Here is a 21,703-nt window from a genome sequence, read left to right as displayed (position 1 = left end):
ACCCCGGTGCGCCCCAGCACCCGGGATCTGCCTCAGGGGGATCCACCGTGCTCGACCGCCGACGCTCCGTTCTTGCCTGCCTCGTCCTGGGAGCTGGCGCCATGACGGCGTGCGCCCCGGCCGAGACGCCCGTCCCCGTCCCGACGGTCGTGGAGTCGGTCGAGCCCGAGGCCGTCGCGGACCTCGCCGAGCCGGTGACGAGGGTCGTGCACCTGCAGGGGCTGGACATCGAGGTGGCCGTCGGGCCGGTGGTGGTCGAGGACGGCGTCGGCGTCCTGGCGATCGAGGCTCGCGCGGTGAGCGGGGAGGGCGACGTTATGCTGGGCATCGCCTGGGCCAACCCGTACGGCGCGGGACGGCCCGGACCGGACGCCGTCCGCCTCCTGGACGCCGAGGCCGGCCTGATCTCGACGGTGGCCCAGGACGCCTCGGGCCGGCGCGCCGCCAGCACGGGCATCTACGGCGTCGAGGTCGGCGGCGAGCCGCAGCACATGCACGTCGCGTTCGCCGCCCCGACCACGCCCACCGTCACGGTGCTGGTGCCGGCCGCCGGCCTCTTCGTCGACGTCCCGGTCGTCGCGTCCCAGGACGCACCCGGCGCGGACGACGGGCAGGGCCCAGCCGCGGGTCGGGTGACCCTCGCCGACCTGACCGACGCCGATCCCGGGGACCTCGAGCTCGGGCCGATCCCGATGGAGTCGTACACCGAGCAGGTCGGTGGACAGGTCCGCACCCGGGAGACGGTCGACGAGGTGACGGTCGAGATCGCCTCGGACGTGCTCTTCGCCGTCGACGAGGACGTGCTGAGCCCGCAGGCCGATGCGGCCCTCGACGCGGCGGGCCGCCAGATCGCGGCCTACCCGGCCGGCGCGCTGCGCGTGGTCGGGCACACCGACGACGTCGCGAGCGAGGCGTACAACCAGGCGCTCTCCGAGCGCCGGGCCGCGGCGGTCGCCGCCCGCCTGGGTGAGCTGGTCGACCTGGGTGCGTACGAGGTGAGCGTCGAGGGCAGGGGCGAGAGCGAGCCCGCCGTCGCGGGGACGGGCGAGGCGCAGCGCGCTGTCAACCGGCGCGTCGAGCTGCGCTTCACCCCGGCCGGCGACCGGGCGGCGGACGACGCGCAGGTCGAGCTCGGGGTGCTCCCGGAGAGCACCGGTCCGACGGTCTCGGGTCTGGCGGAGGTCACCGTGGAGCAGGTCTTCGGCTCGCAGACCCGGACCTTCCGTCTCGCGGTCGCGAGCATGCGCCGCATCGACGGGTACCTGGTGGGAGAGCTCACCCTGACGAACGCGGGCGCGGACGACGCGCCCCTGGTCACCGTGCTGGCGGCGGGCGCCTGGGACGCGCGGGGGACCTTCGACGCCTCGCTCCAGGCCGCCGCCAACAGGGTGACCCTGATCAGCGGGGACACCCGCGTCTACCCGCTCGACTACGTCGTCCGCGAGGGGCAGCGGGACCCGGTCGCCGACCGGATCCTGACGGGTCTGGGGCCCGAGGAGACGATGACGGTCACCGTCGTCTGGCCGGACGTCCCGGGGCAGACCGTGACGCTCGACGCGCCCCAGCTGCGCAAGCAGGTCACCGACAGCGTCGGGGTCGACGTCGGGGGCCCACCGTTCCGGATCACTGACGTCCCCGTCACCCGCTGAGGCGCCGGCAGGGATCTCTCGATGTGAAGATACCTGCGTGGCCCGGCTACCATCGCTGAGGGCGACGCGGCCATCACGGGCCGCGGCCGGATCGAGGAAGGGCGGAGCAGGGTGGACCTGTTCGAGTACCAGGCACGGGACGTCTTCGAGAAGCACGGTGTTCCCGTGCTGGGTGGCATCGTTGCCCGAACCCCCGACGAGGCGCGGGCCGCGGCCGAGCAGCTCGGCGGCGGGACGGTCGTCGTCAAGGCTCAGGTCAAGGTCGGTGGCCGCGGCAAGGCGGGTGGCGTCAAGCTCGCCCACTCACCCGACGAGGCCGCTCAGCGCGCCCAGGAGATCCTCGGCCTGGACATCAAGGGCCACGTCGTGGAGACCCTGATGATCGCCCAGGGCGCCAGGATCGCCGAGGAGTACTACTTCTCGGTCCTGCTCGACCGGGCCGAGCGCCGCTACCTCGCGATGGCCAGCGTCGAGGGCGGGGTCGAGATCGAGCAGCTCGCGGTCGAGCGGCCCGAGGCCCTGGCCAAGGTCGCCGTCGACCCGCTGGTCGGGATCGACGCCGCGAAGGCCGCCGAGATCGTCGCCGCGGCAGGGTTCGCGGCCGACGTCGCCGACCAGGTCGCCGACGCGATCCAGAAGCTGTGGGTCGTCTACCGCGAGGAGGACGCCACGCTCGTCGAGGTCAACCCCCTGGTCCGCACCGAGGACGGCCAGATCGTCGCCCTGGACGGCAAGGTCACCCTCGACGCCAACGCGGACTTCCGCCACCCCGAGCACGCCGAGCTCGAGGACGCCGCCGAGACCGACCCGCTCGAGGCACGGGCCAAGGCCAAGAACCTCAACTACGTCAAGCTCGACGGTGCCGTGGGGATCATCGGCAACGGTGCCGGGCTGGTCATGAGCACCCTGGACGTCGTGGCCTACGCGGGCGAGGCGCACGGCGGGGTCAAGCCGGCGAACTTCCTGGACATCGGCGGTGGCGCCTCGGCCGAGATCATGGCTGCAGGCCTGGACATCATCCTGTCCGACCCGCAGGTCAAGTCGGTCTTCGTCAACGTCTTCGGTGGCATCACCGCGTGCGACGCGGTGGCCGACGGGATCGTCCACGCGCTGGAGATCCTGGGGGACCACGCGACCAAGCCGCTCGTCGTCCGCCTGGACGGCAACAACGTGGTCGAGGGTCGCCGCATCCTCGCCGAGGCCGCGCACCCGCTGGTGACGCTGGCCGACACCATGGACGGCGCCGCAGCCAAGGCTGCCGAGCTCGCCAACTCCTGAGCCCCCACGACGACGAGACGAGAGAACACACAGATGGCGATCTTCCTGACCGAGGCATCCAAGGTCATCGTCCAGGGCATGACCGGCTCCGAGGGCCAGAAGCACACCACGCGCATGCTGGCCGGCGGCACTGCCGTGGTCGGCGGAGTCAACCCGCGCAAGGCGGGCACGAGCGTCGACTTCACCGTCGGTGAGGACACCACCGTCTCGGTGCCGGTCTTCGGCTCGGTGGCCGACGCCGTGTCGCAGACCGGCGCCGACGTCTCGGTGATCTTCGTGCCTCCGGCCCACACCAAGGCAGCCGTCCTCGAGGCGATCGAGGCGGGAGTCCCGCTCGTGGTGATCATCACCGAGGGGGTCCCCGTCGCGGACACCGCCGAGTTCTTCACCGCCGCCCAGGCCAAGGGCGTCCGGCTGATCGGACCCAACTGCCCCGGACTGATCAGCCCTGGGAAGTCCAACGTCGGGATCATCCCGGCCGACATCACCGGGCCGGGCCACATCGGCCTGGTCTCCAAGTCGGGCACCCTGACCTACCAGATGATGTACGAGCTGCGGGACTTCGGCTTCTCGACCGCGATCGGCATCGGGGGCGACCCGATCATCGGGACCACGCACATCGACGCCCTGGCGGCCTTCGAGGCGGACCCCGAGACCCACGCGATCGTGATGATCGGTGAGATCGGTGGGGACGCCGAGGAGCGTGCCGCCGCCTACATCGCCGAGCACGTCACCAAGCCGGTGGTCGGCTACGTGGCCGGGTTCACCGCTCCCGAGGGCAAGACGATGGGCCACGCGGGCGCCATCGTCTCGGGATCCTCGGGCACCGCCCAGGCCAAGAAGGAGGCCCTCGAGGCCGCTGGTGTCCGGGTCGGCAAGACCCCGAGCGAGACCGCGAGGATCATGCGCGAGCTGCTCTCCTGAGCACGCCTGCCGCTGCACCACCGACGGCGCCGTCCCTCCCGGGGACGGCGCCGTCCGGCGTCGACGGTGGAGGGGACCGACCCGAGCCCGACACGCCCGCCGTCCTCGGGTGAACGGGCGCGGCCGGGCCGCGGGAGACCATGAGGACGTGACCTCGACCCTCGCCTGGCGATCCCGTGCGAACGCTGCGCTCGAGGGTGCCCCGCGCTGGCTCTCCGGGGTCCTCGCCGGGGTGCAGGGGGCCATGCTCTCGGTGCTGGTCGTGGTGATGCCGGCCCTGGCCGCGTACGTCGCGACGTCGGCCGACCCCTCCAACGCGGAGATCGGCTGGACCCGGTCCGTGGCCGTGGGCGGTGGGCTCTGGCTGCTCGGGCACGGAGGTTCCCTGCTGGTCGACGGCGTGCTGGTCACGCTGACCCCGCTCGGCATCACGACCCTCGCGCTGTTCACCTGCTACGCCTCGGCCCGCCGCTCGGCCTTCCCCGGGGTCGCCGCGTGGCTCGCCGGGATCGGGGGCTACCTCGTGATGGTGCTCATGGTCCTGCTGCTCGCCGGCTCGGCCGGACCGCTGGGCGCCGGCGGGTTCGCCGTGCTGCGGACCCTGGTGGGTGCGTCCGTCGTGGCGGCCCTCGGCCTGGGTGCGGGGACCGTCCGGGTGCGGCGGGTGCGCGAGACCACGCGCCCGCTGTGGAGCCGGGTGCACCCGCTGGTGCGCACGGGGACCGTCGCCGGGCTGATGGTGGTGTGCCTGCTGGTCGGGACCGCCGCTGCGGTCACGATCCTGTGGGTCCTCTCGGGCCGGGCGCCCACGGGGGACGTCATCGCCGGGCTGGGCGTCGACACCTTCGGCGGGTTGCTGCTGGCCGTCGCGCAGCTCGCTCTGCTTCCCAACCTCGTGCTGTGGGTCGTGGCCTGGTTGGCGGGTCCTGGGTTCGTGGTCGGTACCGGTTCGCTGTTCTCGCCGGCTGAGGTCGTCGTCGGTCCGCTGCCCGCGCTGCCCCTGCTGGCGGCGCTGCCGGGGGAGGGCTCGGCGGGGGGCGCGTGGGTGTGGGTGCCGCTGGTCCTGGTCGTGGCCGGAGCGGTCGTCGGGCTGTGGCTGCACCGTCGTGTCCGGGCGACGCGGTGGTGGGAGCCGGTCGTGGTCTCGGCGTGCACCGCGGGTGCTGCCGGGCTGATGACGGCCCTGGCGATGCTCCTGGCCGACGGCGCCGTCGGGCCGGGTCGGATGACGCAGGTGGGTGCGCCCGTCCTCGAGGTGGCGCTGACGGTCGCCGTGGGATCGGGCCTGGGAGCGATGCTGGTGTGCACCCCCGCCGACCGTGAGCTGCGGGCCGCGGTCGGGCGGGCCGTGACCCGCACCGCTGCCCGGCTGCGGACCGGCGCGTCGGGTGTGGGCCCCCGCGCGTCCGGCGAGCAGACCGACCCTCCCGTCGCCTCCGGCGAGCAGGACGTCGCTCCGGCCGCCTCCGGGGGGCAGGACGTCGCGCCGGGCGCCGATCAGCCGGTCGGGCGCTGACCGTACTGCTCGAGGAACTCGGTCAAGGACTCCTGGAACCGGCTCTCGCAGGCCTCGCGGGCAGAGATGGTCAGCGCCCCGCCCAGGCAGTCCTGCCGCTCCATCTGCACCGGCCACAGGGCCAGCAGCAGGAGCATCGACAGGGACATCACGGCGGTGAGCGCGACACCTGAGGCGACCACCGGGACGAGCACGCCGCGCACCCCGGCCCGCCAGATCGCCCGTAGCGCTCGCACGCCCTGGACCAGCGCGGCGAGGGCGAAGCCGAGGGCCGCGACCTGCCAGGGCAGCGCGAGCGAGGACGTCACCAGGCTCGCGAGCATCAGCAGGCCGAAGTGGAGGACCATGCGGCTCGCGGCGCGGACCGCCTCGGGGTCCTGCGGGGGGCGGGGAGGCTTCTCGTGCGGGGCGGACCCGTCCGCAGCGCCGTGCGGACCGTGCGGCGCGGGGGTCTGCGGCCCGGGTGCCGGGGGCGCTCCGGGATCACCGGGGCGCTCCTCGCCACGCGTGCCGCTCGACGGCGGGGCGTACGGGTTGCTCACGGTCGCTCCTGGGGCTCGGTCGGCGTCGCCGAAGGTTCCCAGTCTCCCACCCGCACGCCGGGGTGCCCCACACCGGGGTCTGCGGCTAGGGTCACGGCGTGCCCGTCGACCATCCCCGCACCCCGGCCGGCCCGCCGTCCACGGTGGTTCCCCCGCGCGCTCGGGTCGTGGTGCTGATCTCGGGCGCGGGCTCCAACCTCGCGGCCCTGCTCGACGCGCACGACGACGTCGCCTACGGGGCGCGGGTCGTCGGGGTGGTCAGCGACAACCCTGCGGCCGGCGGTCTGGCGATCGCGCGGGCGGCGGGGGTGGCGACCGCGGTCGTCGCACCCGGCGACTTCCCCGACCGCGCCGCCTGGGACGCCGGGATGGCCGAGGCCGTGCGCGTCTTCGAGCCCGCCTGGGTCGTCAGCGCGGGCTTCATGCGCATCCTCGGCGCGCCCTTCCTTGCACGGTTCGAGGGTCGCATCGTCAACACCCACCCCGCGCTCCTGCCGTCGTTCCCGGGGGCCCACGGTGTGCGGGACGCGCTCGCCTACGGCGTGCGGGTCACCGGGTGCACCGTCCACCTCGTCGACGCCGGGGTGGACACCGGGCCGATCATCGCCCAGGAGGCGGTGGCCGTGGCCGACGACGACGACGAGTCGAGCCTGCACGAGCGGATCAAGTCCGTCGAGCGCGCACTCCTCGTCGAGGTCGTCGGGCGTCTTGCCCGCCGTGGTCTCGAGACCACGGGCCGCCGCGTCCGGCTGGGCTGACCTCACTCGGTCCGTACTGCAGGCCCGCTCGCCCCGGTGAAGGCGGCGAGCGTCTCGGCGACGACCGTGGGCCACGGCGTGGGGGTCAGCCCGAGCGCCACCTGGGAGGCCGTGGAGTCCATCACGAACGGCTCGGTGAACTGGTAGCCCATCGCTGCGACCTCACGCATCATCGGCTGGACCAGGCCGATGGTCCGGACCAGAGCCATCGGCACCGGAGCGACACGCGGCTCGGGAGCACCCGCCGCGGAGGCGAAGCGGCGGGCGAGCTCGCGGAACGTCAGCGGCTCGGGGGAGGGGACGTGCCAGGCCTGACCCCAGGCGGCCTCGGTGGTGGCCGCTGCGGCGAGCGTCCGGGCGAAGTCCGGCAGGTAGGTCCAGGTGTGCAGGACGTCGGCCGCACCGATCGGGCGGACGGTCTTGCCCGCCAGCAGGGGTTCGAGCATCCGGGGGCCGGCGTGGGCGTGCGCCTCGGCACCCGGGCCGAGGTAGTCGCTGCCCCGGACCTCGGTGCTGCGCAGCCGGCCCTCGTGGTGGTGGCGCAGCGCCTGCGTCGACATCGTGGCGCGCACCAGGCCCTTGGTCTCGCGGGTCCGGAAGGGCGAGGCCTCGGTCATGAGCTGCGTGCCGGCGCCGTAGGAGTAGAGGTTGCCGGCGGTCACCAGGACGGCGCCGGTGCGCTCGGCGGCGACGAGGAGCGCCTCGGCCACCGGCGGCCAGTCGGTCGGCCAACGGTGGTAGGGCGGGTTGACGCAGTTGTACAGGGCGTCGGCGTCCTGCGCGGCGGACGTCAGGGCCGCGGCATCAGCGCCGTCCACAGCTGCCCAGCTCAGCCCGGGGCGAGCGGGTCCGGGCGGGCCACCGGAGCGGCTGAGCACGACGACCTCGTGCCCGGCGTCGAGGAGGTGCGTGGCGAGCGTTCGCCCGATGGGGCCCTTGCCGAGGATGACGTGACGGGCCATGGCGGATCTCCTGGTGGGGTGGGTGTCCGGCGAGGAGCCCGCACGGATGTGTGAGCACCGCTCTCGTTCGGGTCGATGCTCCTCGATCCGGAGAGCACTGTCAAGAGCAGTGCTCACACTTGTGATCACTGCTCTCTCGCACCAGACTGGACCCATGGGACACCCGACCGCGCGCGAGCGCGCCCGTGCCGAGTTCACCGCCGACCTGCTCGACGCCGCACGGGCACGGCTGGCCGCCGACGGGGCCGCTGCGCTCTCTCTCCGCGCCGTCGCCCGGGACCTCGGTGTCGCCTCCAGCGCGGTCTACCGCTACGTCCCCTCCCGCGACGGGCTCCTCACGCTCCTCATCATCGAGGCCTACGACGCCGTGGGTACCGCCTGCGAGGCGGCAGCGGCCCAGGCGCGCGAGGCCGGGGCCGCACCGGGGCAGGTCTGGCTCGCCACCGGCCGTGCCTTTCGCGCGTGGGCCCTCGCGCACCCGCACTCGTTCTCCCTCGTCTACGGCACGCCCGTCCCCGGCTACGCCGCACCGACCGACACCGTGCCCCACGCGGTGCGGATCTGGGTCGTGATCGTGGCGACGGTGATCGACGCCCATCGGGACGGCTCGTTGCGCACCGACCGCGCCATGGTGACCGTGCCGACCGGCACCGTCGAGCGCGCCGCCCTGGACCTCGGCGCCCAGGTCGCCTCAGCCACCGCTCGCGCGGGTGACGCGACGGGTGAGCAGGCCTGGGGCGAGGCGGAGGTCGTCGCCTGCTTCGCGCTGTTCTCCACGCTCGTCGGGGCGACCACGGTCGAGCTCTTCGGTCACCTCCGCGGCGCCGCGACGGACCTGGCCGGCGTCTTCGATGCCACGCTCGTGGCCGCCGCGACCGGGATCGGGCTCGTCGTCGAGCCGTGAGGTCGGCCCGGTCGCCGACGCGGCGGTCGGAGCCCCCCGTGGCTGTCCGCGGCGTGGCCGCGGGACACCGGGCACGAGCCAGGTCGGGGTGTCCGGCTACACTCGCCCTGGCCGTGACTGGCGCAACCGAGGTGGGAGCAACCACCGGGGAGCGGCTGAAGTCCCCTGCAGTGCACCGTTCGCCTGGGTGCCTGGGTCCCTGTTGAACAGGTCGGTACCACCAGCACCCGCGCCCCCGCGGTCCGTGCCGGTGGTGGCCGCCCGGTACCGACCAGCGACGACCCAGGAGTTGCCATGTCCCACGGCCCCACCCCCTCCGAGCCCGTGACCGACCCGACGGACCCGCAGACCCGCCGGTCGGTGCGCCGCGCACTGGTCAGCGTGTACGACAAGACCGGGCTGACCGAGCTCGCCGCTGCGCTGCACGTCGCAGGCGTCGAGATCGTCTCGACCGGGTCGACCGCCGCGACCATCGCCTCGGCCGGCATCCCGGTGACCACGGTCGAGGACGTGACCGGGTTCCCCGAGTGCCTCGACGGGCGGGTCAAGACCCTGCACCCCCGGGTGCACGCGGGCATCCTGGCCGACACCCGCCGTGCCGACCACCTGGCCCAGCTCGCCGAGCTGGACGTCCGACCGTTCGAGCTCGTCGTGGTCAACCTCTACCCGTTCGCCGCGACCGTCGCCTCGGGCGCGGCCCCCGACGACGTGGTCGAGCAGATCGACATCGGCGGGCCCTCGATGGTGCGTGCCGCGGCCAAGAACCACCCGAGCGTCGCCGTCGTCGTGGACCCGGCCCGCTACCCCGAGGTCGTCTCGGCCGTCCGCGGGGGAGGCTTCACCCTCGCTGAGCGTCGGGCGCTGGCCGGCGCCGCGTACGCCCACACCGCCTCCTACGACGTCGCGGTCGCGTCGTGGTTCGCCTCGTCCTACGCCCCGGACGAGGTGGCCGAGCGGTCCGGCTTCCCGGCCTTCCTGGGGGCCACCTGGGAGCGGGACGCGGTGCTGCGCTACGGCGAGAACCCCCACCAGAGGGCCGCGCTGTTCGCCACGCCCGACGTCCCCGGGGCGAGCACGGGGCTCGCCCAGGCCGAGCAGCTGCACGGCAAGGAGATGAGCTACAACAACTACGTCGACGCCGATGCCGCCTGGCGTGCCGCGCACGACCACGACCAGCCGGCCGTCGCGATCATCAAGCACGCGAACCCGTGCGGCATCGCCGTGGGGGCGGACATCGCCGACGCGCACGCCAAGGCCCACGCGTGCGACCCGCTCTCGGCCTTCGGTGGTGTGATCGCCGCGAACCGCCCGGTCACCGCGGCGATGGCCGAGCAGGTGGCACCGGTGTTCACCGAGGTGGTCCTCGCCCCCGACTTCGACGACGACGCCGTGGAGATCCTGACCCGCAAGAAGAACGTCCGGCTGCTGCGTGTCCCCGAGCCGGCCGGCACCGCAGCGGTCGAGATGCGTCCGGTCAGCGGCGGGCTGCTGCTCCAGCAGGTCGACCTCATCGACGCCCGTGGGCCGGACGGCGGCGACGACACCTCGTCATGGACCCTGGCCACGGGCGAGCCCGCGGACTCCGAGACGCTGGCCGACCTCGAGTTCGCCTGGCGCTCGGTGCGGGCGGTCAAGTCCAACGCGATCCTGCTCGCCTCGGGCGGGGCGTCGGTGGGCATCGGGATGGGACAGGTCAACCGGGTCGACTCGTGCCGGCTCGCGGTCGAGCGTGCCGACGCCGACGGCCCGAGGGCGCGTGGCGCGGTGGCCGCCTCCGACGCCTTCTTCCCGTTCGCGGACGGTCTGCAGGTGCTGCTGGACGCCGGCGTGCGTGCCGTGGTCCAGCCCGGCGGGTCGGTGCGGGACGACGAGGTCGTCGCCGCGGCCCGCGCCGCAGGCGTGACCCTCTACCTCACCGGGACCCGCCACTTCGCGCACTGAGCCCGGGCCTCAGCGCGCGGCGTCACGCAGCGAGCGGTCGGGGTCGGCGGCGACGGCCCGGTCCAGGTGCGGCAGGGACGCGCCCGAGAACAGCCTGCGGGCGGCGGCCACGTCGCGGGGGCGGTCGACCACCAGCACCGCCCGCAGCTCCTCGGTCCCTGCCGTGAACCACAGGACACCTCCCGACGTGGCCGGGTCGCCTCGCAGCACGACGTCGTCCAGCGGCCCGGGCACGCCGTAGCCGGCGAGCTCGTGGCCCAGCTGCGTCGAGAAGACGTAGGGGGCGGGGTCGTCGGCCGGCCCTCGCGCCGGGTGGCCGAGCAGGCCACGGACAGCCGTCGCCGGTCCGCGCAGCGCACCGTCCCAGTGACCACCGGCGACCCAGCCGTGCCGGGGTGAGCGTCGGCGGGCGAGGTCGCCGACCGCGACCACCCTGCCGGGTGCACCGATCACGCGGTACTGCTCGTCGACCGCGAGCGAGCCGTCGGCGGACACCGGCAGGGCCTCGCCCCACCACCCCGAGGCGGGCCGGGCACCCACCGCGGCCAGGACCACGTCCGCCCCGAGCACCTCGCCGTCGGCGAGCTCGACCGCGCCCGGCCCGACGCGCACGACGCGTGCACCGGTGACCAGCCGGACACCGGCAGCGGCGTACCAGGGGACGGTCAGGGCCCCCACGTCGGCGCCCAGGGCGGTGGCCAGCGGCGCCGACGCGGCCTCGACCACCGTGACCTCGACGCCTGCGGCGGCCGCGACACCGGCGACCTCGGCGCCGATCCACCCTGCACCGATCACCACCAGGCGTGCGCCCGGGGTCAGCGCCGTGCGCAGGAGATGGGCGTCGGCGGCGGTGTGCAGGGTCAGCGCCCCCTGCCACCCCGGGGGGCGCACCGCGGTCGAACCGGTGGCCAGGACCGCGGCGTCCGCCCGGACCCCCCCGGTCGAGGTGACCACCTCGACGTCGTGCGGACCGAGCGTGAGACCTGTGGCCGGCTCGGCCAGCCGGACGTCGTCGGCCAGGTGGAGGTCGGTGCCGAGCTCGTCGCGCAGCCATGCGGGCTCGGTGCGGGTCAGCAGCTCCTTGGACAGGGGCGGACGGTCGTAGGGCTCGAGCCCCTCGCCGCCCAGCACGGTCAGACACCCGTCGAACCCTTCGGCCCGCAGGGCCGCGACCGTCTGCGCCGCCGCCAGCCCGGCGCCCACCACCACGACGGAGCGCATCGTGGGGGAGGGGGGCCGTCCCTCGCCGGGGTCAGGCTGGCTGAGGTCGGTGGGCACCACGTCACGGTAGTCTCCCGGCGTGACACCCGCGCTGCCGGACCCCGCCGAGAGGCACACCGCTCCGGCCCTGTGGCTCGTGGTGCTGGCGCTCGCCGGTGGTGCCGTGACATCGGTGACGGTGGGGGCGCGCGCCGGCTCGCTGGTCGTGGTCGGCACGCTCGTGCTCGCCGCGGTCGCCCGGCTGCTCGGCCGCGGTCGTCGGCCCGAGGGGATCGCCGTGCGCTCGACGACCTTCGACGTCGTGCTGCTGCTGGGGCTGGCCGTCGGTGTCGGGCTCCTGCTGACCACCACGGGGGTCTAGAACCAGGACGGGACGGCCCCGGCCCGAGGGCCAGGACCGTCCCGGGGGACCGTGCGCCGTTCAGCGCGACGGCGTGACCACGACGTCCTGCTCCTCGACGAGGTCGGTCTCCTCCAGGAGCACCAGGGTCTCGACCTGGTCGGTGGAGAACGCCTGGTGGACCAGGCCGGCGACAGCCGCGCCGACCAGCGGGGCGACCCAGAAGAGCCACAGTTGGCCGAGGGCCGCGCTGCCCGCGAACAGCGCGGTCCCGGTCGCCAGGGCAGGGTGCACCGCACCGTTGGTCACCGGTGCGGTGAGCAGGACGAGCGCTGCGTAGGCGAGCCCGACGGCGAACGGGGCCAGGCCGCGTGCGGCACGGCTGCTGGTCGACCCGAGGTACACCGCGACCAGCACGGCACCCGCGACGACCTCGAGCACGAGGGCGGCACGCAGGTCGAAGGTGACCTGCTGCTGGGACAGCACCCACAGCGGCGACTGCTCGCCCCAGCCGTTCGCGGTCGTGGCGATCATCTCCTGCGCGCCGGTCAGGCCGAGCGCCGCAGGCAGGCCGGTGGGGATCGTCACGAACAGCGTGGCGACCGCCGCGCACGCACCCAGCACCTGGGCGAGCCAGTAGGGCACCAGGTCGCGCCAGTCGGTGCGGCCCGCCAGGGCGGAGCCCAGCGTGACGACGGGGTTGAGGTGCCCGCCCGACACATGGGCCAGGGCAGCCATGCCGCCGGCCAGCACCAGGCCCGAGGCCAGGGCGCTGCCGAGGGCCCCCGCACCGCTGAGCGAGGTGTACAGGGCCACGCCGACGCTGACCAGGACCAGGACGTAGACACCGAGCGCCTCTGCCCCGACCCGGGCGAGCAGGCTCGGACCCGTGGTGGTCGCAGGGACCAGGCCGAAGTCGCCGAAGTCGTCGTCCTCGTCGTCGACGAGGTCGTCCGCGGGGTCCTCCTCGAGCTCCCAGCCGTCGGCACGCGGTGGCACCGGGCCGCTCTCGACGGGCTCGGACCCCTCAGGCGCACTCGCGCCGACCTCGACGGTCTCGAGGTCCTCACCCTCGGGTGCGGGTTCGGGGGTGCTGCCGGGCTTCTGCGTGGACATCGTGCTCCCGTCGTGGAGGCGTGCGGGCGCGTCCTGCGCCGTCGTGCCGCATCATGCCAGCGAAACCTGGGTGCATCCTGGAAACGGCCGGGTTCCTCGCGTCGAGGGCCGGGTTCGGTGAGATCTCTCGATGTCGAGTAATCTTGCCCGGAGCATCACCCGGCGCGGACGCCGCCCATGACCGGCGTCGTCGCCCGGGGGCAGGTACGGCACGCAGGCCGCCGGCAGAACGCACGCAGACCACCGGGCGCCCGGCGCCCGACCACAGCACAGCAGGGCACCGCAGAACACAGCAGGGTCCCAACCACCACAGCAACGGGGAGTTCGTCCATGGGCAAGATCAAGGTCGTCGGTCCGGTCGTCGAGCTGGACGGCGACGAGATGACCCGGATCATCTGGCAGTTCATCAAGGAACGCCTGATCCACCCCTACCTGGACATCGACCTGCGGTACTACGACCTGTCGATCGAGAACCGCGACGCGACCGACGACCAGGTCACCGTCGACGCCGCGCACGCCATCAAGGAGCACGGGGTGGGCGTCAAGTGCGCCACCATCACCCCCGACGAGGCCCGGGTCGAGGAGTTCGGCCTCAAGAAGATGTGGGTCTCGCCCAACGGCACGATCCGCAACATCCTCGGCGGGGTCGTCTTCCGTGAGCCGATCATCATCTCCAACATCCCGCGGCTCGTCCCGGGCTGGAACAAGCCGATCATCATCGGGCGCCACGCCTTCGGCGACCAGTACCGCGCGACGAACTTCAAGGTCCCCGGCGCGGGCACGCTCACGATGACCTTCACGCCCGCCGACGGCTCCGAGCCGATCCACCAGCAGGTCGTGACCTACCCGGAGAACGGCGGGGTCGCGATGGGCATGTACAACTTCAGCGACTCGATCCGGGACTTCGCCCGTGCCTCGTTCGCCTACGGCCTGCAGCGTGGCTACCCCGTCTACCTCTCGACCAAGAACACCATCCTCAAGGCCTACGACGGTGCCTTCAAGGACATCTTCCAGGAGGTCTTCGACGCCGAGTTCGCGAGCGACTTCGCGGCCGCGGGCCTGACCTACGAGCACCGCCTGATCGACGACATGGTCGCTGCCGCGATGAAGTGGGAGGGTGGCTACGTCTGGGCCTGCAAGAACTACGACGGCGACGTCCAGTCCGACACCGTCGCCCAGGGCTTCGGCTCGCTCGGCCTGATGACCTCGGTGCTGATGACCCCCGACGGCAGGTGCGTCGAGGCCGAGGCCGCGCACGGCACCGTGACCCGTCACTACCGTCAGCACCAGGCGGGCAAGCCCACCTCGACCAACCCGATCGCGTCGATCTACGCGTGGACCGGTGGCCTCAAGCACCGCGGCAAGCTCGACGGGACCCCCGAGGTCACGACCTTCGCCGAGACCCTCGAGGACGTGGTGGTCACGACGGTCGAGAACGGTCAGATGACCAAGGACCTCGCACTGCTGGTCGGTCCCGAGCAGGAGTGGCTGACCACCGAGGACTTCCTCGCCGCCCTGGACACCAACCTCGCCGCCCGCCTCGCCTGAACCGATCGAAGGAGCACGACATGACGAAGTCACCGGTCACCGTCACCGTCACCGGCGCCGCCGGCCAGATCGGCTACTCGCTGCTGTTCCGCATCGCGTCGGGCGCGATGCTCGGTGGCGACACCCCCGTCCGGCTGCGTCTGCTGGAGATCCCGCAGGGGCTCAAGGCCGCGGAGGGCACCGCGATGGAGCTCGCGGACTGCGCCTTCCCGCTGCTGCAGGCCGTCGACATCCACGACGACCCCCGTGCGGCCTTCGACGGCGTCAACGTCGCCCTGCTGGTCGGGGCGCGTCCGCGCGGCCCGGGCATGGAGCGCGGTGACCTCCTGGAGGCCAACGGCGGGATCTTCAAGCCGCAGGGTGAGGCGATCAACGCCGGTGCCGCCGACGACGTGCGGGTGCTGGTGGTCGGCAACCCGGCGAACACCAACGCGCTGATCGCCCAGGCGCACGCCCCGGACGTCCCGGCGTCGCGGTTCACCGCGATGACGCGCCTGGACCACAACCGGGCGCTGTCGCAGCTGGCCGCTCGCACGGGGGCCGGTGTCGCGGACATCGACCGGGTGACCATCTGGGGCAACCACTCCGCGACGCAGTACCCCGACGTCTTCCACGCCACGATCGGCGGTCGCCCGGCGGTCGACGTGATCGACGACCAGGCCTGGCTCGCGGACACCTTCATCCCGACCGTGGCCAAGCGCGGTGCGGCGATCATCGAGGCGCGCGGCGCGTCGTCGGCAGCCTCGGCGGCCAACGCCGCGATCGACCACGTGCGCGACTGGGTGCTGGGGACGCCTGCCGACAGCTGGACCTCGGCCGGCATCGTCTCGGACGGCTCGTACGGGGTGCCGCAGGGCCTGATCTCCTCCTTCCCGGTCACCTCGACCGGTGGCGACTGGGAGATCGTGCAGGGGCTCGAGATCGACGAGTTCTCCCGCGCGCGCATCGACGCCTCGGTGGCCGAGCTGGTCGAGGAGCGCGATGCGGTCACGGGTCTCGGCCTGATCTGACCGGACCGGAACGTCCGCCCGACGGCGCCCTCCCCTGCGTGGGAGCGGCGCCGTCGGTGTCTGCGGGGTTCCGAGGTGGATGCTGGACCCGTCGGGAGGAGCTGTCATGGAGGTGCTGCGCCTGGCCCTGCGGGTCCGGCCGGGTGCCTCGCGCACCCGGGTGGGCGGGGTGCATGGCGACCGGCTCGTGGTGGCTGTGACCTCGCGTCCTGTGGACGGGCAGGCCACCGACGCGGCGATGCGTGCGGTGGCGGCGGCGCTGGGCCTGCGTCCGCGCCACGTGCGGCTGGTCAGCGGACCGACCTCGCGCGACAAGGTGGTGGAGGTCGACGCGCCGCAGGGGCTGGACGTCCTGGCGGCGGCGGTGGAGGCGCTGCGCGGCACGGGAGACCGCTGAAACCGAAGTCATCCCATTGCTGCAAGTTGCTGAACTCCGTTACTGTCCGGATTGCCCGGTGATATCACCCGGGTGAATCAGGCGACGAGGGAGTCTCCGATGGCCGCGGCCGGGCAGAAGCACGTACGTGTCACCACAGCTCTGACGGCGGCCCTCGCGGTCGCCGTGACCGGGGCCGTCGGCCTCACCGGCCCGCTGGCGCAGCCCGCGGCCGCCGCTGAACGCAGCGTCGCCCTGGTCGGCAGCCTGCAGGACGAGCTCGGCTGCCCGGGTGACTGGCAGCCCGACTGCGCGGAGTCCGAGCTCGCTGCGACCGGGACGGCCGGGGTCCACACCGCCGAGTTCACCCTCCCGGGCGGCAGCTACGAGTACAAGGTCGCGCTCGACGACAGCTGGGACGAGGCCTACGGCCGCGACGGCGGGGACGAGAACATCCCGCTCGTCCTGGCCGGCGAGACCACGCTGCGCTTCACCTTCGACGAGGCCACCCGGCGCATCGCGGTCGTCCCCGTCGACCTCACGGGCGACTACTCGCCGGCCGACGACGCCCTCGTGGCCGCACCCGTGCGCCAGGCCGGGGCCACCGAGCAGTTCTACTTCGTGATGACCGACCGCTTCGCCAACGCCGACCCCACGAACGACACCGCCGGCATCGAGGGCGACCGCCTCGACCACGGCTTCGACCCGACCGACAAGGGCTTCTACCACGGCGGTGACCTGGCCGGTCTGCACGCCAACCTGGACTACATCCAGGGCCTGGGCACCTCGGCGATCTGGCTGACGCCGTCCTTCCTCAACCGACCGGTGCAGGGCACCGGGGCCGACGCCTCGGCCGGTTACCACGGGTACTGGATCACCGACTTCACCCAGATCGACCCCCACCTGGGTACCAACGCCGAGCTCGAGGCGCTGATCGCCGACGCCCACGCCCGCGGCATGAAGGTCTACTTCGACATCATCACCAACCACACCGCCGACGTGATCGACTACGCCGAGGGCCAGTACTCCTACATCGACCAGGCCACCTCGCCCTACCGCACGGCGGACGGGACGCCGTTCAGCCCCACCGACTACGCGGGCACCGGCGACTTCCCTGACCTGGACCCCGAGGTGTCCTTCCCCTACACCCCGGTGATCGCCGAGGAGGACCAGGACCTCAAGGTCCCGGCCTGGCTCAACGACCCCACGCTCTACCACAACCGGGGCAACTCGACGTGGACGGGTGAGTCGGTCACCTTCGGTGACTTCGACGGGCTCGACGACCTGATGACCGAGCACCCCACGGTCGTGGACGGCTTCGTCGAGGTCTACCAGGACTGGGTCGACCTGGGCATCGACGGTTTCCGGATCGACACCGTCAAGCACGTCGACTTCGAGTTCTGGGAGACCTGGACCACCGAGGTGCTCGACTACGCCCACGCCCAGGGCAAGCCCGACTTCTTCATGTTCGGCGAGGTCTACGACGCCGACGCGGCGCTGCTCTCCCCGTACGTGCGGGACACCGACATGAACTCGGTGCTCGACTTCGCGTTCCAGGCCTCGGCGTCGAGCTTCGCGCAGGGCTTCACGCCCGCGACGCTGCGCCAGCTGTTCGCGAGCGACGACCGGTACACGACCCCGGCCACGAGCGCCTCGGCCCTGCCGACGTTCCTCGGCAACCACGACATGGGTCGCATCGGCTACTTCGTGCGCGGGGCCGACGGCGGGACGACAGCCCTCGAGCGCTCGGAGCTGGCCCACTCGCTGATGTACCTGACCCGCGGGCAGCCGGTCGTCTACTACGGCGACGAGCAGGGCTTCGTCGGGGCCGGTGACCTGGGCGGGCGGGACAAGGACGCGCGGCAGTCGCTGTTCGCCTCGCAGGTGCCCGAGTACGTCGACCAGCAGCTGGTCACCGGCGAGACCGCGGGCGCGGTCGACAGGTTCGAGACCGACACCCCGCTCTACACCCACATCGCCGACCTCGCCGCGCTGCGCTCGACGCACCCGGCCCTGGAGACCGGTGCGCAGGTCGAGCGGCCGGTCGAGGGCGCCGGTGCCGGTTCGGTCTACGCCTTCTCCCGCGTGCACCGCGACGAGAAGGTCGAGCACCTGGTCGCCCTCAACAACGCCGCCACGAGCGCACAGGTCACCCTGACCACGCTCACCCCGGGCGCCACCTACACCGCGCTGCACGGCGACCACGCCCCGGTGACCGCCGACGGCGACGGCGTCCTGTCACTCACGGTCCCGGGCCTGGAGGCGGTCGTCCTGGTCGCCGACGCCCCGGTCGCCCCTGCTGCGGGCGGGCCGACCCTCGAGGTGACCGTCCCCGCACCGGGAGCTGCCCTGAGCGGCCTGGCCCCCGTGTCCGCCGACGTCGACGACCACCTCTGGCAGGAGACCTCGTTCGCCTACCGGGTGCTCGGGGACGGCGCGTGGACCGCCCTGGGCACCGCCGAGACGACGGCGCCGCGGATCTTCCACGACGTCCGTGACCTGCCCGAGGGCACCCTGGTGGAGTACCGGGCCGTGACCCAGGACGCCGCCGGGACGCGCGCCGCAGCCTCGACCTTCGCGTCGGTGGGCGTCGCCGTCGACGGGACGGTCCCCGACACCGACCCCGGTGACCTCCTGGTCACCGTTCCCGGGAGCCACAACGCAGCGATGGGATGCCCCGGCGACTGGCAGCCCGCATGCGAGGCTGCGGTGCTCACCGAGCAGGTCGAGGGGATCTACGCCGGGACGTTCGCGATCCCACCGGGCACCTACGAGTACAAGGTCGCCGTCGGCGGCAGCTGGGACGAGAACTACGGCGCGGGCGGCGTCCCGGGCGGGGACAACGTGACCTACACCGTCACCGGTGACGGTCCGCAGCAGGTGACCTTCGTCTACGACCACCGGACGCACTGGTTCACCTCGAGCGCGCAGGGTCCGCTGCTCACCATCCCGGGGAGCCACCAGAGCGAGCTGGGCTGCCCGGGCGACTGGCAGCCCGAGTGCCTGGGCGCCTGGTTGCAGGACCCGGACGGCGACGGCGTGCACACCTTCACGACCGAGGCCATCCCCGCCGGCGCGTACGAGGCCAAGGTCGCGCACGGCCTGAGCTGGGCTGAGAACTACGGCGCCGACGGCGTCCGGGACGGGGCGAACATCCCGTTCGTCTCGCCCGGGGACAAGCCCATCACCTTCACCTACGACCTGGCCACGAACATCCTGACGATCGACGTGACCGACCCCCCGCTCGCCGGCCTGGGGCAGGCCCGCGCGCACTGGGTCGACGCCACCACCATCGCCTGGCCCACGAACCTCCTGCCCGCAGGGGCGGACCCCGCGGACCGGGCCTGGCGGCTGCACCACGCCCCCGACGGGGCGCTCGAGGTGAGCGAGGGCGTCGTCGTCGGCGGAGAGTCGGTCGAGCTCGAGCGCGACCCGGACGGGCTCAGCCAGGAGCAGCGCGACCGCTTCCCGGCTCTGGCCGACCACCTCGCGCTGCGCCTCGACGCGCCACGCGGCGACCTCGAGACCTGGCTCACGGGTGAGCTGCTCGTGGACCAGCGCACCGAGGGTCAGGACGGCGAGCAGGTCGAGGCGATCACGGGGCTCCAGATCCCCGGCGTGGTCGACGACCTCTTCGCGGCCGACGCCGCGGACCGCACCCTGGGTGCCTCGTGGCGGGGGAACAAGCCCTCGCTCGCGCTCTGGGCGCCGACGGCGACCCAGGTCACGCTCCTGCTGTGGAAGCGGGCCGACACCTCGGCCGAGCCCGAGCGGGTTGCGATGTCCCGGCAGCGTGACGGGTCGTGGACGGTCACCGGGAAGAAGGACTGGACCGGCGCCGCCTACCTGTACGAGGTCTCGGTGTACGTCCCGGCCACCGACACGGTCGAGGCCAACCGGGTCACCGACCCCTACTCGGTCGCCCTGACCGTCAACTCCACGCACTCGGTCCTGGTCGACCTCGCTGACCGGGCCCACCGGCCGCGCCAGTGGGAACGGACCGCCCAGCCGGTCGTCGAGCCGGTCGACCAGACGATCTACGAGCTGCACGTGCGGGACTTCTCGATCAGCGACGAGACCGTCCCGGCCGAGCTGCGCGGCACCTACGGGGCCTTCGCCCACGAGGGGGCCGGCCGGGCGCACCTGCGGTCCCTGGCCGACGCGGGCCTGACCACCGTGCACCTGCTGCCGACCTTCGACATCGCCACGATCGAGGAGGTCCGCAGCGCCCAGGCCGAGCCACCCTGCGACCTGGCCTCCTTCGCCCCCGACTCGGCCGAGCAGCAGGCCTGCATCGACCAGGTCCGGGACGCCGACGGCTTCAACTGGGGCTACGACCCGCTGCACTACAGCGTGCCCGAGGGGTCCTACGCGGTCGACCCGCACGGTGGGGCGCGGGTCGCCGAGTTCCGCACCATGGTGGGTGCCCTGCACGCCGACGGCCTGCAGGTCGTGCTCGACAAGGTCTACAACCACACCGCGCAGAGCGGTCAGGGTGAGAAGTCGGTGCTGGACCGGGTGGTCCCGGGCTACTACCACCGGCTCAACGCCGTCGGGCAGGTCGAGACCTCGACCTGCTGCCAGAACATCGCCACCGAGCACCAGATGGCCGAGAAGCTCATGGTCGACTCGGTCGTCACCTGGGCCCGCGACTACAAGGTGGACGGGTTCCGCTTCGACCTGATGGGTCACCACAGCGTCGAGAACATGCAGGCCGTGCGTGACGCCCTCGATGCACTGACCGTGCGACGGGACGGCGTCGACGGGTCGGCGGTGTACCTGTACGGCGAGGGCTGGAACTTCGGCGAGGTCGCCGACAACCGGCTCTTCACCCAGGCGACCCAGGGCCAGCTGGGCGGCACCGGCATCGGGACGTTCAACGACCGGCTGCGCGACGCCGTGCGCGGTGGCGGACCCTTCGACGAGGACCCGCGGCTGCAGGGCTTCGGCAGCGGGGCGTTCACCGACCCGAACGGGGCGCCGGTCAACGGGACCGAGGCCGACCAGCTGGCCCGGGTGCAGCACCAGGCGGACCTGGTCCGGATCGGGCTCGCCGGGAACCTGCGCCACTACACGTTCCTGGCCAGCGACGGCGAGGTGCGGCGCGGTGACGAGCTCGACTACAACGGCTCGCCCGCGGGCTACGCCGACTCCCCGGAGGAGGTCATCACCTACGTCGATGCCCACGACAACGAGACGCTCTTCGACTCGTTGACCCTCAAGCTGCCGGTGGACACCTCGATGGAGGACCGCGTGCGGATGAGCACGCTGTCCCTGGCGACCACCGCGCTGTCCCAGACGCCGTCGTTCTGGCACGCGGGCACCGATCTGCTGCGCAGCAAGTCGCTCGACCGGAACAGCTACAACTCGGGCGACTGGTTCAACGTGCTGGACCTGACCGGTCAGGACAACGGCTTCGGCCGTGGCCTGCCGCCGGCCGCCGACAACCAGGGCAAGTGGCCGTACATGCAGCCCCTGCTGGCCGACCCGTCGCTCAAGCCCGCGCCCGAGCACATCGGCACGGCGTCGGCGGGCGGCCCCGGCCCGCTGCGCCCGCCGGTCCCGACCGCCCTTGTCCCTCCGGGGGGCGCCGCGGCCATCGAGCAGAACGGGACCCT

Annotated in this window: 16 protein-coding genes and 1 riboswitch; of the genes, 12 read left to right on the top strand and 4 right to left on the bottom strand. The window is 73.1% G+C overall.

Going from position 1 to position 21,703, the window contains the following annotated elements; genetic code table 11:
• Positions 1-101 precede the first annotated feature (101 nt).
• From M1R94_RS20240 to M1R94_RS02690, 4 genes are all read left to right on the top strand, one after another.
• Positions 102-1,649 (top strand): OmpA family protein, encoded by a 1,548-nt coding sequence (locus tag M1R94_RS20240; protein WP_283252805.1) that lies wholly within the window; start codon positions 102-104, stop codon positions 1,647-1,649.
• 111 nt (positions 1,650-1,760) lie between these two features.
• Positions 1,761-2,927, top strand: a complete 1,167-nt coding sequence (sucC, locus tag M1R94_RS02700; RefSeq protein ID WP_249380127.1) for an ADP-forming succinate--CoA ligase subunit beta — start codon at positions 1,761-1,763, stop codon at positions 2,925-2,927.
• 33 nt (positions 2,928-2,960) lie between these two features.
• A complete protein-coding gene (gene sucD, locus M1R94_RS02695) occupies positions 2,961-3,851 on the top strand; it encodes a succinate--CoA ligase subunit alpha (RefSeq protein WP_249380126.1) in 891 nt (296 codons plus the stop codon).
• 148 nt (positions 3,852-3,999) lie between these two features.
• The gene (locus M1R94_RS02690; RefSeq protein ID WP_249380125.1) at positions 4,000-5,367 is read left to right on the top strand and encodes a cell division protein PerM; all 1,368 of its coding nucleotides are present in this window, start codon (positions 4,000-4,002) and stop codon (positions 5,365-5,367) included.
• Here the strand turns inward: M1R94_RS02690 and M1R94_RS02685 are convergent.
• Complete coding sequence (locus tag M1R94_RS02685; RefSeq protein ID WP_249380124.1) at positions 5,349-5,909, bottom strand: hypothetical protein; 561 nt, start codon at positions 5,907-5,909, stop codon at positions 5,349-5,351. The genes M1R94_RS02690 and M1R94_RS02685 overlap by 19 nt on opposite strands.
• A gap of 98 nt (positions 5,910-6,007) precedes the next feature.
• Between M1R94_RS02685 and purN the strand changes: the two genes are divergently transcribed.
• On the top strand, positions 6,008-6,667 hold the full coding sequence (gene purN / locus M1R94_RS02680; protein WP_374109420.1) for a phosphoribosylglycinamide formyltransferase: 660 nt from the start codon (positions 6,008-6,010) through the stop codon (positions 6,665-6,667).
• Between the two features lie 2 nt (positions 6,668-6,669).
• Here the strand turns inward: purN and M1R94_RS02675 are convergent, their stop codons facing one another.
• Positions 6,670-7,629, bottom strand: a complete 960-nt coding sequence (locus M1R94_RS02675; protein WP_249380123.1) for an NAD-dependent epimerase/dehydratase family protein — start codon at positions 7,627-7,629, stop codon at positions 6,670-6,672.
• 154 nt (positions 7,630-7,783) lie between these two features.
• On the opposite strand from M1R94_RS02675, the gene M1R94_RS02670 reads away from it, so the two are divergent.
• Positions 7,784-8,533 carry a TetR/AcrR family transcriptional regulator gene (locus M1R94_RS02670; RefSeq protein ID WP_249380122.1) on the top strand — a complete coding sequence of 250 codons (750 nt, stop codon included), beginning with the start codon at positions 7,784-7,786 and terminating at the stop codon, positions 8,531-8,533.
• Between the two features lie 103 nt (positions 8,534-8,636).
• Positions 8,637-8,729, top strand: a riboswitch (ZMP/ZTP riboswitch).
• A gap of 98 nt (positions 8,730-8,827) precedes the next feature.
• Positions 8,828-10,474: a bifunctional phosphoribosylaminoimidazolecarboxamide formyltransferase/IMP cyclohydrolase gene (gene purH / locus M1R94_RS02665; protein ID WP_249380121.1), complete on the top strand. Its 1,647-nt coding sequence runs from the start codon at positions 8,828-8,830 to the stop codon at positions 10,472-10,474.
• A 9-nt stretch (positions 10,475-10,483) separates the two neighbouring features.
• On the opposite strand, the gene M1R94_RS02660 is transcribed toward purH, so the two are convergent.
• On the bottom strand, positions 10,484-11,752 hold the full coding sequence (locus M1R94_RS02660) for an NAD(P)/FAD-dependent oxidoreductase (RefSeq protein WP_249380120.1): 1,269 nt from the start codon (positions 11,750-11,752) through the stop codon (positions 10,484-10,486).
• A gap of 22 nt (positions 11,753-11,774) precedes the next feature.
• On the opposite strand from M1R94_RS02660, the gene M1R94_RS02655 reads away from it, so the two are divergent.
• Positions 11,775-12,056, top strand: coding sequence for a DUF3017 domain-containing protein (locus tag M1R94_RS02655; RefSeq protein ID WP_249380119.1), 282 nt, complete (start codon positions 11,775-11,777; stop codon positions 12,054-12,056).
• Positions 12,057-12,116: 60 nt separating this feature from the next.
• Here M1R94_RS02655 and M1R94_RS02650 read toward each other — a convergent pair whose 3' ends face one another.
• A complete protein-coding gene (locus tag M1R94_RS02650) occupies positions 12,117-13,151 on the bottom strand; it encodes an aquaporin (RefSeq protein WP_249380118.1) in 1,035 nt (344 codons plus the stop codon).
• A 330-nt stretch (positions 13,152-13,481) separates the two neighbouring features.
• Here M1R94_RS02650 and M1R94_RS02645 point away from each other — a divergent pair, with 330 nt between their 5' ends.
• The 4 genes from M1R94_RS02645 to pulA all read left to right on the top strand — a co-directional run.
• Positions 13,482-14,699: an NADP-dependent isocitrate dehydrogenase gene (locus M1R94_RS02645; protein WP_249380117.1), complete on the top strand. Its 1,218-nt coding sequence runs from the start codon at positions 13,482-13,484 to the stop codon at positions 14,697-14,699.
• Positions 14,700-14,719: 20 nt separating this feature from the next.
• Positions 14,720-15,709 carry a malate dehydrogenase gene (locus tag M1R94_RS02640; protein WP_249380116.1) on the top strand — a complete coding sequence of 330 codons (990 nt, stop codon included), beginning with the start codon at positions 14,720-14,722 and terminating at the stop codon, positions 15,707-15,709.
• A gap of 106 nt (positions 15,710-15,815) precedes the next feature.
• Positions 15,816-16,106, top strand: coding sequence for a DUF167 domain-containing protein (locus tag M1R94_RS02635; protein WP_249380115.1), 291 nt, complete (start codon positions 15,816-15,818; stop codon positions 16,104-16,106).
• Between the two features lie 99 nt (positions 16,107-16,205).
• Positions 16,206-21,703 (top strand): pullulanase-type alpha-1,6-glucosidase (gene pulA / locus M1R94_RS02630; protein ID WP_249380114.1); only part of this gene is annotated, 5,498 nt, incomplete at its 3' end.

This window comes from Actinotalea alkalitolerans (assembly GCF_023369855.1).
Taxonomy (GTDB): domain Bacteria; phylum Actinomycetota; class Actinomycetes; order Actinomycetales; family Cellulomonadaceae; genus Actinotalea.
This window is presented reverse-complemented; position numbering and strand designations above follow the sequence as displayed.

Excerpts from the sequence above, each read along its gene's own strand:
- M1R94_RS20240 (WP_283252805.1), top strand. The coding sequence starts at position 102 with ATGACGGCGTGCGCCCCGGCCGAGACGCCCGTCCCCGTCCCGACGGTC.
- sucD (WP_249380126.1), top strand. The coding sequence starts at position 2,961 with ATGGCGATCTTCCTGACCGAGGCATCCAAGGTCATCGTCCAGGGCATG.
- M1R94_RS02675 (WP_249380123.1), bottom strand. The coding sequence starts at position 7,629 with ATGGCCCGTCACGTCATCCTCGGCAAGGGCCCCATCGGGCGAACGCTC.
- M1R94_RS02670 (WP_249380122.1), top strand. The coding sequence starts at position 7,784 with ATGGGACACCCGACCGCGCGCGAGCGCGCCCGTGCCGAGTTCACCGCC.
- purH (WP_249380121.1), top strand. The coding sequence starts at position 8,828 with ATGTCCCACGGCCCCACCCCCTCCGAGCCCGTGACCGACCCGACGGAC.
- M1R94_RS02650 (WP_249380118.1), bottom strand. The coding sequence starts at position 13,151 with ATGTCCACGCAGAAGCCCGGCAGCACCCCCGAACCCGCACCCGAGGGT.
- M1R94_RS02645 (WP_249380117.1), top strand. The coding sequence starts at position 13,482 with ATGGGCAAGATCAAGGTCGTCGGTCCGGTCGTCGAGCTGGACGGCGAC.
- M1R94_RS02640 (WP_249380116.1), top strand. The coding sequence starts at position 14,720 with ATGACGAAGTCACCGGTCACCGTCACCGTCACCGGCGCCGCCGGCCAG.
- M1R94_RS02635 (WP_249380115.1), top strand. The coding sequence starts at position 15,816 with ATGGAGGTGCTGCGCCTGGCCCTGCGGGTCCGGCCGGGTGCCTCGCGC.